This window comes from Enterococcus sp. LX10 (assembly GCF_023539285.1).
Taxonomy (GTDB): Bacteria; Bacillota; Bacilli; order Lactobacillales; family Enterococcaceae; genus Enterococcus; species Enterococcus faecalis.
In genome coordinates this window covers 1,637,415-1,651,600 of the sequence record NZ_CP092784.1, presented here as the reverse complement: position 1 = coordinate 1,651,600, position 14,186 = coordinate 1,637,415, and the positions used below count along the sequence as shown (strand labels likewise).

8 protein-coding genes are annotated in these 14,186 nt (G+C 37.1%); 7 read left to right on the top strand and 1 reads right to left on the bottom strand.

Annotated elements, in window-relative coordinates:
* Positions 1 to 54: 54 nt before the first annotated feature.
* Positions 55 to 1,512 carry a helix-turn-helix domain-containing protein gene (locus tag MKZ30_RS07845; RefSeq protein ID WP_033601036.1) on the bottom strand — a complete coding sequence of 486 codons (1,458 nt, stop codon included), beginning with the start codon at positions 1,510 to 1,512 and terminating at the stop codon, positions 55 to 57.
* 227 nt (positions 1,513 to 1,739) lie between these two features.
* Here MKZ30_RS07845 and MKZ30_RS07840 point away from each other — a divergent pair, with 227 nt between their 5' ends.
* The 7 genes from MKZ30_RS07840 (at position 1,740) to MKZ30_RS07810 (ending at position 14,156) form a co-directional block, all read left to right on the top strand.
* A complete protein-coding gene (locus tag MKZ30_RS07840; protein WP_033601037.1) occupies positions 1,740 to 4,400 on the top strand; it encodes a bacterial Ig-like domain-containing protein in 2,661 nt (886 codons plus the stop codon).
* On the top strand, positions 4,376 to 4,735 hold the full coding sequence (locus MKZ30_RS07835; protein WP_033601038.1) for a hypothetical protein: 360 nt from the start codon (positions 4,376 to 4,378) through the stop codon (positions 4,733 to 4,735). Before MKZ30_RS07840 ends, MKZ30_RS07835 begins: the two co-directional genes overlap by 25 nt.
* Positions 4,728 to 5,279, top strand: coding sequence for a WxL domain-containing protein (locus tag MKZ30_RS07830; protein ID WP_002398386.1), 552 nt, complete (start codon positions 4,728 to 4,730; stop codon positions 5,277 to 5,279). The genes MKZ30_RS07835 and MKZ30_RS07830 overlap by 8 nt, the downstream gene beginning before the upstream one ends.
* A 98-nt stretch (positions 5,280 to 5,377) precedes the next feature.
* Complete coding sequence (locus tag MKZ30_RS07825; RefSeq protein WP_033601050.1) at positions 5,378 to 6,358, top strand: WxLIP family cell surface protein; 981 nt, start codon at positions 5,378 to 5,380, stop codon at positions 6,356 to 6,358.
* Positions 6,359 to 6,566: 208 nt separating this feature from the next.
* Positions 6,567 to 7,583 carry an alcohol dehydrogenase AdhP gene (adhP, locus tag MKZ30_RS07820; protein ID WP_033601039.1) on the top strand — a complete coding sequence of 339 codons (1,017 nt, stop codon included), beginning with the start codon at positions 6,567 to 6,569 and terminating at the stop codon, positions 7,581 to 7,583.
* A 47-nt stretch (positions 7,584 to 7,630) separates the two neighbouring features.
* The gene (locus tag MKZ30_RS07815) at positions 7,631 to 8,026 is read left to right on the top strand and encodes a hypothetical protein (protein ID WP_002408845.1); all 396 of its coding nucleotides are present in this window, start codon (positions 7,631 to 7,633) and stop codon (positions 8,024 to 8,026) included.
* Positions 8,027 to 8,528: 502 nt separating this feature from the next.
* Positions 8,529 to 14,156, top strand: a complete 5,628-nt coding sequence (locus tag MKZ30_RS07810) for a TIM-barrel domain-containing protein (RefSeq protein ID WP_249958751.1) — start codon at positions 8,529 to 8,531, stop codon at positions 14,154 to 14,156.
* Positions 14,157 to 14,186: the final 30 nt, after the last annotated feature.

Genomic DNA, 14,186 nt, shown 5'->3' with positions numbered 1-14,186 from the left:
GTATACACCTCTAATTTTTTTTTTCAAATTTGCTCTTTTTAAGAAAACTCACAATTATAAGCCAACATTAAGTTTAGCCATATATTTTTGTTGAATAAATTCTGTAAGCTCATGCCAACTTTCTTCATTTTCAATGGAATCTAAGTAGAAAATATCTTGATTAGAAGTAGCTTTTTCGAAGGAATCTGTGATGATGATATCCGCATTTGTGAAGTCTTCGGTAATAGAGATTGCGTTTGTATTATATAAGGAGGATAACCGTGTTTTAATAAAATAATTTGCATAAAAATCTTTGATAATTTGTAAATAGATTCTCACTTGTACTTTTTTTTCGGACACAGACAATGTGTAAAGCAGTTGACTGAGTAACTCTAAATGCGTTTCTTGGTGAACTAATTTTTCCACCGTTCCTTTTATTCGATTAAAGTATGCCACATCTGACGGAGTACAAATTTCTGGCTGCGGTAAATAAAGTGTTAAAAAAGTATAATAATTGCCCTCCGTTAAAAAGTACCAAGCATTAAAAATAGAAAGATAGTAAACGTATTGATAATCATGCTGATTTGTCAGTAAGTAGGCTACTTGCTTAAATAATTTTTTTGATAAGACACAATAAGGATGGTTAGATTCTATAAATAATTTTTCTATTTGTTTCGTTTGCTTTTCCGAAAAGATATAAGGGATAAAAATGCGAGATAAAAAATTAAAGTATAAAATTTCAGTTTTTCTTGTTTCGCATTGAATGTCAGCGAAGGAGTGTTCAAGAAAAAATAAAGTCACATGACTGTATTGATTGATCAGAATAAAAAAAGAATGCAGGTTTTTAGAGTGCGGCATCTTTAAGAAGTTTTGTGCACTTGTTCTAGTTTTAAATATCGCATATAAAATATAAAACGCTCTTTTCTTCATTCGGACATTTTTATAGGATCGTTCAAGAAGTTCATCAGGTAGACTTTTTTTTATTTCTTCAAGACTTATTTTAGAAAAAGGCCAAGCCAATTCTTGAAAGGAATCTTGTAGGAAAATGAAAGAAAACACTCGAATCGATAATTCATTGCCAGTTAATTGATAAATACCCTTAATACTAACGATTACTATATCAAAAATTTTAAAAAAGTTATTCAGTTGTTTCGTGATTTTTACCAGATAATGTTCAGAAATATATAAAACTTTAATTAATTCGTTTTTATCAATGGAAGAATGTGTGACTAATTGTACGCAATAATTAAATTGTACATTGTTTTTTAAAAGATTGAGTTTTAACATGTAGGCGTATTCGACCGCGCTTTTTCGGTACGCTGGATTTACACAAACAATGCCATTATTGTTAGAGACAATAAAATGTTGGATTTGATAAGTATCCTCGAATTCTTGATTTATTTTTATCAGATTTTCCTTGACCGTTCTTTTTGAAATTTTTAAATTGGAAGAAATTTCATTTAACGACGTATGAGCTCGCTTGACTATATAAAATAAAATTTCTAGCTCATTCGTTAGGTAGGATGGAAACATGTTATGGACCTCCAAAAGTAAAATTTAGGTTCATTGTAGTCTACTTTCTTTAAATTTTTGTATTGATATGTTAACACAAGCGCAATAAGAAGCGGCCATCACAATTAATGTACAGCCTTATACATTAATTGTGTGTGGCAAAGCAATTTCAATGTTGATAAGCTAGCAGTAGTTAGAATAATTATTATTTAGTTTCTAATTCCAAAAAAGGTCAAGGTGAGTAAGCAATGAAAAAAATCAACGAACAATTAAAAATTAAAATGCCAACCTACAAAAGAAAAAAAAGCATTGCTTATTTCTTTTACTCTTGTCTACTATTGGTAACGATTTCTTGTTTTTTGAGCTTGCACTTTCAAGAATGCGAGGCAGCTTCGCTCTATCAAGCGGGAGGGATAGCCATTGATTTGAGAACTGATTTACCTTATGGAATGGAGATAAGCCATGACGGAGGTGGTGGTCCAGATGGATCATTTGGAGGGAAATTACACGTAAAATTATATGGAACAGTGGACACTTCTCAAACAGAAGCATTGAAGTTTCTTTCTTTTGGTACTGTTGGAATGCAATATGGACTGATGTTTCATTTGCCAGAAAATATAAGTGCAGATAATTTTAAAGCGGCTTATGACAAGGCTTATGCGGATAATCCAGAAAATTTTTATTCAATTAGTGGAGAAAAAAACACACAGATACCAATTGTTAACACAAAAGGAATGCGGACGTTTAACGGTTCTTCAGAAGATGGTTCACCAGGATGGGGTGATCCTGATCAAGATTATAGCGGAATTGATACTGAGCATCAGGTGATGTTTTGTGAACGTGGGGACACTATTAATTTTTCTTTTACTAAACTTTATGAAATTTGGAAAAATGAACCTGACAAATCGGCCATAAAATTTGAACTTCATTTTGATTTAGATGTAGCTACTTTAATGAAGGATGGCGATTCAAAGGATTATTCCCTCAATAAAAATTTAACGAAACATCGCTTACCAGTATCAAATGTTTTGTCGGATGGCACTGAAAGTGATCAATTTTCGTTGTCGGCAGATTTTTTTGGTCGAACTTACGAATCAGATACAACGAATACGGTTAATCATAATTGGATATTGCTTAGTCCGGATATGTGGTTACGTGCGACAAGTTTAGCGGCAGCAGCAAATCATGATCCAAGTAATTTGAATCATCAAATTATCACTGGAATCACCGGAAAAGTGGCTACTTGGTCTTCTTATATCTCGCCATGGGACAGCGGCGATAAAGACAATCCATTATCCAATTACAATACCCAAGATGCCTCTAAATATCCTGAAATACCTGAAAGCAAAACGATGTTACCAGGGGATTTTTTATCACCAAAGTTTACGATGAACCAAAGACAAGACAATCCGCTTAATTGGACAGATGGGTATGTTGCTCAACGGTTTGCGCGCGTAGTTAATTTTCATACTCACACAGTTGATCCTAAGGCCAATGTGAATGTCACTTCACAACAACAAAACGGGTTAACAACTTATTTGTTTAGTGGCAAAGATGGTTGTGGGCTGCCGTTAGTCAACCCGCCAGGAACGGATTCTTCAGAGCCCACAGATAAAACATATATGCGCGTCACAACAGATCCATACCAAGTGCCAAGTTTAGAAAAGGCAGCTTTTGTTAAAGGTCAAACAACATTTCACCCGCAACAAAAGATACCAGTAGAACTAACCGTTAAGGCTCCGACAACTAGAAAAGTTCAGATTGAAGAAAAAATTTCAGGTGCTGCTCAAACTGATTTTCATAAAATTGGGGAGCAGGATTTAAAAAATTTACCAGTCACAGATGATTGCGTTAGTTTTAACTGTTTAGCAGATGCTTTACCAACTTCAGGAGATTACACATTAACATTTAAAATTCTTGATGTTGATGATACATCTAAAAGCTACTCAAATGAGAAAAGTTTAGCTGTGCACATTGATCAAGCGCAAATTAAAGTTAAATCTCAAGATACGGTTTATCAATATACTCAATGGCAACCAGAAAGTGAAGTGACTAGCCTACAAACACCAGACGGTAAAAAAGGTGATTTTCGAGACGTAAGTGTCACCATATATAAAATGGACGGAGAGCAAAAGGTTCCAGTAGATACGGTGGATACAAAAGTGGTTGGTAAATATGAAATTGATTATAAATACCTAGGATTAGAGGCGCAGACTACGCTAGAAGTCATTCCCTCTTCAGCTCATATTGGTGCACATAACGGCAGCTTTTCTGTGGGAACGCCCTTCGATCCAAAGCGTCTTTTTGATAGTGCAACAGATAATGATGGGCAGTCTATTCCTTATAACAAGATAACGATTCGCTATACGCCTGATCAGGTAAACGATGAAGTAGCGGGCGTCTATAGAATTACTTATGATATCTCTAAAATAGTAGGTTTTAGTAAAAGTATTACCGTTGATTGGACCTACTATTACTCTAATCGTCTAGACTTTTATCACTTATCTGAACAACTAATGCCTTTTGAGAACGTAAAATTTAATGGCCAAGATCAAACACAGACATTAAAAAGTTGTGAGATGAACATTGAAGATACGGGGGACCCTAATCGGACAACTGGCTGGCAGCTTGAAGTAGCCTATAATTTAAATGATCAGAAAACACAAGCGTGGAAAGACGCAGGGCTTGATCTCACGCTAAATCCAAAGTCAGTCGATTATGTAACAACTGAGCAAAATATCATGGTTAACGATGAGCAACAATTAGTAGTTGGCGTAAGTAACCAATCTATCAAAAATAAAAAAGTTTTGACGAAATTACAATTATTGCCCACATTAACTATTTCAAAAGTCACACCTGCTGATAAATATGAAGCTCAGTTAATTTGGAACTTAGAAGCAACACCGTAAGGGAAGAGGGAATAGCTGTGAAATGGTTTATCTATGATTTATTGTTTGTTGCCTTTATTCTCGGTTTGCCAATTCAAGCACAAGCTGAAGACAAGACAACTGACGCACAAGCTGACACAAAAGTCATGGTAATAGTGAAAGAGAGTGAGGATATTGTTCCGCATCCCAATGAGCTTATACCGCAGACTAACGATATGCCAACTTCACGAGGACAACCTAATTTTTTACCAAAAACAAACGAGATTACGTCTCAAGAGACGCTTTTAGGAATCGTGGTACTCGGAAGTACATTAATCATTGGACTTTATAAAGAAAAGAGGAAAAATAATGAATAAAAAAATAATTGGTTTAACTGTCACTTTAGGAACGGGGATTTTTTTAATTGGACAACAAACTGTGAATGCAGCTGATAATGCCACTACTACAGCGAATGTGTCGGTTTTGGGTGGCGGATTAACCATTACACCATTAGCACAAATTAACTTTGGGACGGTGACAAAAGACGGCCAAGATCATACGCAACCAGATCAAAGCAAGTCGCAACTTATCATTAATGATAATCGTGGGACAACGAATACAGGTTGGTATCTGACAGCGAATTTAGAAGATAAAGGAAAAGGTGTCACTGGATTAGACGGAATGACACTTCATTTAGACACTAAAAAACCTGACGGATCTTCTGAAAAAGGTACCTTTACGGGCGTTGATTTAACCACAGATGCTTCAACCATTATTTCGCTAGATAAAAGTGATATCCGTTTATCAGACACTGTCACGACAGCCGATTTAAATGCAACGTTAAATATACCTAAAAGTATTGCTGCAAATACCTACTCTGGGACCATCGTCTGGAATGCCATCGATGGAGCACCCGCCTAAGAATTTAACATAAAACGATGTAAGAAAACGAGGCAGATAAATTGAAAAGAATTTTAAAGATACTTTTTATATTGACTATTCTCTGTTCAGGTGGAGCGATGCGTGCCTGGGCAGAGCCGTCTAATACCAATAGTTCAGCAACAATTGACAATGCGAATGCGTATACAGTCACACCCGTTTTCGGAGCAACTCAAAATAACAAAACCAGTAATTTTTTTGATATGACATTAACTCCGAAACAAAAAGATACATTCAAATTAACGATAACCAATACTACGCCGAACCCTCAAAAATTTAAAGTTCAGGTAAATACAGCAACAACAAATAGTAATGGGATAGTTGACTATACAAAAAGTAGCTTTGAAAAAGATCCATCGATGAGTTTGGTACTTAGTGATTTGATTAGTCCCAATAGGAAGGACATTAGTGTTCCTGGTAAACAATCACAAACGATTGATTTTCAAATAACGATGCCAGAAAAGTTATTTTCAGGAATTTTATTAGGTGGAGTGACGATTCGACCTGTAGAGATAGCTGGGGACCAAAGCAAGGGTGGGATTCAAAATGTTTATATGCATACGATTGCTATTCGGGTGAATGAAACAGCAGAGACCATACCTGCAAAATTGGAAAGTGGTTCTGTTAAAATTGGGCAAATTAACCGCCACAATACTGTTTCGATGGAAATTAAAAATCCACAGCGGAAGTTATTGTCAAAAGTCGAAGGAGATTTTTTTGTTAAAGAAAAAGGAACAAACAAAATGATCATTCACGAAAAGAAAAATAATCTTAGTTTTGCACCAAACACAAGGTTTGATCTGCCTATTTTACTGAAAGATTCGTTTAAACCTGGAGACTATACCTATACCATTAAGTTGAAAAACCATGAGGGGAGCTGGACGTTCTCAAAAGATTTCACGATAAACAAGAAGCAAGCTGATCAGTATAATAAGCGTTCTGTTGATCATAAAGCCAAAAACCTTCACTGGCTTAAGTACCTCATGGCCTTTTTAATTCTAGTTATTTTAGGTACCGTCTGCTATATCTTGGGAAAAAAGAAGGGAAAAATGAGGTTGTAAAACCTGCCTTTAAAATAGTTGACAATTATGCAGAAAAAATCATGCCAGTATGAATTATCTATGACATAAGGGAAGAAGGGCTGTCTAGCAAGGATAAACTGTCAAATTAGCGTTAATTTACGCAAGTCATTGGTGTTCCTTATTTTGGAAAGTAGTATTATACTATTATTGTTCAATGATTCACAATAGAAACAAGGAGGAAAGAACCATGTATAAAGCAATTGTCGCAGCAAAAGGAAAAACAACAAAAATTGTTGAAAAAGAATCGCGTCCATTGAAAGATAATGAAGCGCGGTTGAAAATGGAAGTCTGTGGTGTCTGTCATACGGATTTACACGTTAAGAATGCAGATTTTGGCGATGTTAGCGGTTGTACCTTAGGTCACGAAGGAATTGGGATTGTGACGGAGGTTGGAAAAGACGTTACTAGTTTAAAAATTGGTGATCGTGCATCTGTTGCATGGTTTTATGAAGGCTGCGGGCATTGCGAATATTGTACTTCTGGTCGAGAAACGCTTTGTCGTTCAGTAAAAAATGCTGGATATACAGTTGATGGTGCCATGGCCGAAGAATGCATCGTCACAGACGGTTATGCAGTGAAAGTGCCAGAAAATTTAGCATCAGAGCCAGCTTCCTCTATTACTTGTGCAGGGGTAACAACCTACAAAGCGATAAAAGAATCTGGGATTCGTCCAGGTCAATGGCTAATGATTTCAGGATTAGGTGGGCTAGGTAATCTAGCTTTACAATATGCCAAGCATGTCTTTAATGCCAAAGTGGTAGCTGTTGATGTGAATGATGATCAGTTAGCTTTTGCGAAAGAAATGGGTGCGGATCTTTTAATTAGTTCAGTTAAAGATCCTGATTTTGCTGCACAACTTCAAAAAGAAATTGGTGGTGTCCATGCAGCAGTAGTCACTGCGGTAGCTAAATCAGCATTTAATGGCGCAGTCGATGCAGTCCGTGCGGGAGGAACGGTTGTCGCCGTTGGATTGCCTGTTGAGACAATGGATTTATCTATTCCACGTCTTGTTCTTGATGGCATTCACGTAGTCGGATCGTTAGTTGGAACCCGTCAAGATTTAAGCGAAGCTTTCCAATTCGGTGCAGAAGGAAAAGTTGTTCCTGTTTGTCAAACACGCCAACCAGAAGAAATTAATGCTATTTTTGAAGAAATGGAACAAGGAAAAATTCGCGGGCGAATGGTCATTGATTTTCGCAGTTAATTTAGTTTTTTAGTGATTCGTTGATTTAATCTGAAAACCATGAAAGGATGGATGGAATGTTTGCGAATCTTACTCTCCGTGAGAGACGACTGCTTAAACAAGCACAAGTGGGAGCCACAATTAGCTTTATTCTTTTGTTTGTACCAATTCTGACAATCAGTCTTTTGCATACTAGTGACTCATTAGCAAAATGGCTAGGTATAGTTGGGGTAATTATGGTTTTACCATTGTTGTATTTTGCGTGGCAGATTTTAAAGATAGCCTATAAAGATCAAAAAGATAATCCAACACCTCCTTTGTGGGTTCCAAAAGTTTATGGAATTGGGCTTTCGATCAATCCCTATCACCGGTTTGGAAAGTTAATTTTTATATTGCTAGCGGTACTGATAGTTGGCATCATCATTAGTTTGCTTTTCACACCAGCAAGTCAAATCAATCACTAAAAACAATTATTAAACACCCTCTTGCTGAGCAGGAGGGTGTTGATTATTTTTAAATAGACTAAAGTTGAGTAACAGGTATTAGATTTTTGAAAAAGTCTTTCTTTTTCTGATGTAAATATTTTCGCAATAAAATCATCATTATAAGTGAATTAACAGGTTTATCAAGGGTTAATACTTGTTAATGGTGGCTGCTATAATTAACCGTTGACAAACACAAAAAAACCATCATACGATAATTATGTTATTAAAAAAGTGAAAAATTGGTAGTCAATAAATGAAAACGCATTCATCGGGAAATTGTGATTCTGTACTAAAATTTTTATATAAGATGAAAATAGATTGTTTTCATTTAATAATTTATTGAAAGGATGTGTTTATGAAGGGGTTACTGAAACTGACTTTCTAACAGTCTCAGTAAACTAAGAAAATCGTTATGACTTTTCATCTGGATAAAACTTTGTTGGGTTTTGGATTTTGCGAGTAATTGTGTCGGAACTATTCTATGGGGAGCAATTTTAAGGAGGAAAAAATGAACAAAGAGTATCAGGGTAAAAAAATTTACGGTAAAAAGCACTGGTTGACATTTTTATTAGTGAGTTCGTCTGTATTGGCGTTCCATTCGTTTGTTACGATGGATTCTCAAGTGGTTGATGCGCAAGAGCAAACAGCAAAAGAAGACGTAGCTGATTCAGCAACGTCAGTCGGAGCAATTGTGTCGATTGAAAAAGCGGAGAAAAACTTTGTCATTACGTATGCTTCTGGAAAAAAAGCACAAATTAGTATTTTAAACGACCATCTTTTTCGCTATCATCTAGATCCAACTGGTAAATTTGAAGAATATCCAACGCCAAATGATCCAAAGCATGTTGCGAAAATTACGGCTAAAACAATGGCCGACTATGGCACACAAGCCTTTGAGCAAACGAACGTCACAGATTCAGGAAACCAATTTACTCTAGAAAATAATGGTTTAAAAATTATATTCGAAAAAGAAAGCGCTTTAATGAAGGTTCTAGACAAGAAAAAGAATCAAGTCATTTTAGAAGAAACCGCTCCGCTATTCTTTAAAAATGATAAAGCTACACAAACGTTAAAACAAAGTAGTCAAGAAAATTATTTTGGCGGAGGAACTCAAAATGGTCGATTTACGCACAAAGGAACAGCTATCCAGATTGTCAATACGAACAATTGGGTAGATGGCGGAGTAGCATCGCCTAACCCATTTTATTGGTCAACTGCAGGGTATGGCGTTGTTCGAAATACATGGAAACCTGGCAACTATGATTTTGGAAGTCATGATCCACAAACAACCACAACAACGCACGAAGGAACAGATTTTGATGCTTTTTATTTCTTTAATGATTCCTCAGCAGGTATTTTAAAAGATTACTATGAATTAACCGGGAAACCAGCTTTGATGCCAGAATACGGGTTCTATGAAGCACATTTAAACGCGTATAATCGGGACTATTGGGTGAAAGTAGCAGAAGGAACCGCGGGAGCAGTTAAGTTTGAAGATGGTAATTTTTACAAAGAATACCAACCAGGCGATCTAGGAAACTTAAATGGCAAGCTAGAATCTTTAAATGGAGAAAAAGAGAATTATCAATTTTCTGCACGCGCAGTTATTGATCGATATAAGAAAAACGATATGCCGTTAGGGTGGTTCTTGCCAAATGACGGCTACGGTGCTGGCTATGGCCAAACAGATTCATTGGACGGCGATGTACAAAACTTAAAAGAATTTACAGAGTATGCTCAAGCCAATGGTGTTGAAGTGGGGCTGTGGACCCAATCTAATCTCCATCCAGCGGATCCTAAAAATCCTAAAAAAGGAGAACGGGATATTGCGAAAGAAGTTAGTGTCGCTGGTGTTAAAGCCCTCAAAACTGACGTGGCGTGGGTCGGGTATGGGTATTCCTTTGGCTTAAATGGTGTAGAAGATGCTGCAAATGTTTTTGTAAAAGAAACAGACGGCGCAGTTCGTCCGATGATTGTTTCATTAGATGGTTGGGCCGGAACCCAACGGCACGCTGGTATTTGGACAGGCGATCAAACGGGTGGTCAATGGGAATATATTCGCTTCCATATCCCAACATATATCGGGACTTCATTGTCTGGCCAACCAAATGTTGGTTCAGATATGGATGGAATTTTTGGTGGAAAAAATAAAGAGGTCAACATACGTGATTTCCAATGGAAAACTTTTACACCAGTACAGCTAAATATGGACGGCTGGGGCTCCAATCCGAAAACGCCATTTGCTTTTGATCAAGAAGCCACAGATTTGAACCGAGCGTATCTAAAATTAAAATCAATGATGATGCCTTATAACTACAGTATTGCCAAGGAATCAGTTGATGGACTACCAATGGTACGGGCTATGGCTTTAGAATTTCCTAATGAAGGAACAGCATATACAAAAGATTCTCAATACCAATATATGTGGGGACCCAATTTACTCGTTGCCCCAATTTATAATGGCAATCAAGATGAGGCAGGAAATTCAATCCGTGATGGAATCTATTTACCAGATGAAAAACAAGTCTGGGTTGACTTATTTACAGGCGAAAAATATCAAGGTGGCCGTGTCTTAAATGGAGTAAAAACACCGCTCTGGAAGGTGCCCGTTTTCGTCAAAGATGGCAGTATTATCCCAATGACGAATCCAAACAACAATCCAAAGGAAATCCAACGGGATCAACGATCTTTCTTGATTTATCCAAATGGCGCCACTTCTTTTAATATGTATGAAGATGACGGAATTTCAACTAGTTATGAAGCTGGGCAATCAGCTACGACTAAAATAAATAGTCAAGGCCCTAAATCAAACGAAAAAGGGGATCTGACCGTTACTATCGAACCGACAAAAGGAAGTTACAAAGGCTTTGTTGATGAACGAAGCACCACGCTTGATTTGCTAGCTTCAGAAGCACCCGAAAGTGTAACAGCAATGGTGGGGGGAACAGAAGTAACCTTGAAAGAAGCAGCTAATAAAGAAGAATTTTTAGCTGGCACAAATCTATATTATTTTGATAAAGAATTCCAAGTGAATCAGTATCTTTCTGAAGCTTCAGGAGAAAAACTGAACCAATCAGCGTTATCAGTAAAACTAGCGAAACAATCTGTGACCGCCAAAGATGTTCAAATAACTGTCAAAGGTTTCATTAATAAAGGAACGGTTGATGGAGGAAATACAACGGTCGATGACCAGTTAACTATTCCGGCAAATGTCGCAATCAATGAAGAAAAAACAACGCCATCTTCTTTGACTCTTCAATGGGATCAAGTAACTGAGGCAACAAGCTATGAAGTAGAGCGTGACGGGACTGTTTTCGGAAATATTCAAACGAATACAGCAACATTTGATGGATTTTCCTTCCTAAGCGAACATACTTTTCGAGTTCGAGCTGTTGGAAAAAATGGGGTCTCTGAATGGAGTGAACCGATTAAAGGGAAAACACAAGATGATCCCTATAAAGAAACAATTAATCAAGTCAAAGCAACAAGTAATTTACCAGAACAACCAGGCGCAGAATTGAAGAAATTAACGGATAAAGATTTAAGTACAGGTTGGCATACGAACTGGTCAACCGGCATCGCTAATCCAAGTGATGGGAATTTCTTGACTTTAAAATTTGATCTTGGTGCGGAGTATCAAATGGATAAAATTGAATACTTGCCAAGAGACAATGCCGGCAACGGAAATATTTTGCAGCTCCAGTATCGGACGTCGAAAGATGGAGCTAATTGGACAGAGTTTTCAGAACCTATTAACTGGAAGCAAGATGCTTTGACAAAAACCATTGAAACGAAGGACCAAGCGTATCGTTTTGTTGAAATGAAGGTATTAAAATCGGTGGGTAATTTTGGCTCTGGTCGTGAGATGCTCTTTTACAAACAACCAGGAACAGAAGGAATCTTACATGGAGACATTACTAACGATAGAACGATTGATGAAAATGATGCAATGAGTTATCGAAACTATACAGGCTTAGAATCGGTGGACAGTGATTTTAATGGCTATGTTGAAAAAGGCGATTTAAATAAAAATGGGGTAATTGATGCTTATGATATCAGTTATGTTTTACGACAATTAGATGGTGGGATTGAAATACCTGATGTCGAAGAAATTGCGGGCGGTTTATCTCTTGCTGTGGTTAATGAAAATGGCAAGGCTACCTATCTTCCTGGCGATACATTAACCTTTACACTTAAAGGTCAAGACTTAAAAAACATTAATGCGTTAAGCACAAAAATGTCCTTTGATTCTAGCAAATTTGAACTTGTCGGTCAGCCTGCAACCACGAATAATACAAAACAAATGGAAAATTATTCTAAATATCGGAAACATTCAAATGATGTGGAGAATCTATATTTAGTTCTTAGTAATCAAGGAAATAAACAATTGTTAAATGGTTCAATGGACTTAGTTACCTTTAAAGTTAAAGTAAAAGAAACAACTCGCGTAAAACGTGCGACAACTGTTGAGCAGTCATTACAATTTGATATGAGTCAAGGCTTATTAGTGGGCCAAGGATTCCAACAAGCCACACTTTCAGATTTTTCTGTAACAGTGAAGCCAACAGAGCTAGTAGATAAAGAGTTATTACAAGCGCTAATTACGCTAAATCAAGCACGTGTCGAAAAAGAATATACACCTGAAACTTGGGCAATCTTTAAACCAATCTTAGATGAGGCAGTAGCTGTTCTAGCCAATGAGCAAGCCACACAGACAGACGTTTCTGCTGCTGTGGAAAATCTAGAAAAGGCTGTAGAACAGTTGGAAAAAATGCCTGATGTAGCGAATAAAGCTGATTTAGAAAAAGCAATTCAAGAGGGGCTAACAAAGAAACCAAGTGATGGGCAAGAATTCACCGAAGAAACTAAAAAAGTTCTCGAAGAGTCATTAGCAGCAGCTCAAAAAGTATTTGCTCAAGAAAAAGTTACCCAAGAAGAAATAGACCAAGCGACTAAAACATTGCGTGAAGCAATTGCACAATTAAAAGAACAACCCGTCGCCGTTGATAAGGAAACCTTAAAAGAGAAAATCGCTCAAGCCCGAGGAAGAAAGCCGGAAGAAGGATACCAATTTACAAAAGAAACAGAAAAACAATTGCAAGAAGCAATTCAAGCAGCTGAAGCAATCGTAGCGAAAGAAACGGCGACAAAAGAAGAAGTCTCAGCGGCTCTAAACGCATTGGAAACTGCAATGGCTCAATTAAAAGAAGTACCACTTGTAAATAAAGACCAATTACAAGAAGTTGTCAAACGAGCGCAGCAAGTCACTCCAAGTGAAGGGCACCAATTTACTGCCTCCTCGTTACAAGATTTACAAAAAGCGCTTTTAGCAGCTAAAAACACATTGGAAAACCCAGCAGCTAATCAAAAAATGATTGATGAAGCGGTTGCTGAATTAACCAGTGCCATCGATGGGTTACAAGAAGAAGCGTTAGTTACAGATAAAAAAGCCTTAGAGGCAATGATAGCCAAAGCAAAAGCAATCAAACCATCTGCCGGAAAAGAATTTACCAGCGAGTCTAAAGCGCGCTTAACTGAAGCAATTGACCAAGCGGAAGGGATTTTAGCTGATAAAAATGCTCGGCAAGAACAAATTGATACTGCTGAAAAAAATGTAAAAACTGCTTTGGATAGTTTAGAGGAACAAGTCCTTCAAGCGGATAAAACAAAGTTGAGAGAACTGCTTCAAAAAGCAGAAACATTGAAACCTAAAGCAGGAAAACAATTTACAAAAGCATCGCAAGAAGCTTTAGCTGAAGCAATTAAACAAGCAAAAGCACTTGTTGAGGACCCAAATGCGACGCAAGAAGCTGTGGATAAATGTTTAAGTATTTTATCACAAGCCATTGAAGCAATGGCAGAAGAGCCAATCAGTAGCAACTCTACAGGCAACAATGGAAATCATGGCACGGTTAGCGGGACTGGTAGCGTAACCAGTCCAGGAAAGGGCACAGCAGCAGGTGGAACGACAACGAAAACCACCACTTCTGGTACTTTGCCAAAAGCAAATGAAGTTGTTTCGCCAATCTGGTCAATCAGTGGTTTTCTATTGATAGTAAGTATTGGTTTAGGAAAATTATTCTTCAAAAATAAAAAAGACCAAAATTAGCGTATCATTAATTTACAAGGCGCATTTGTA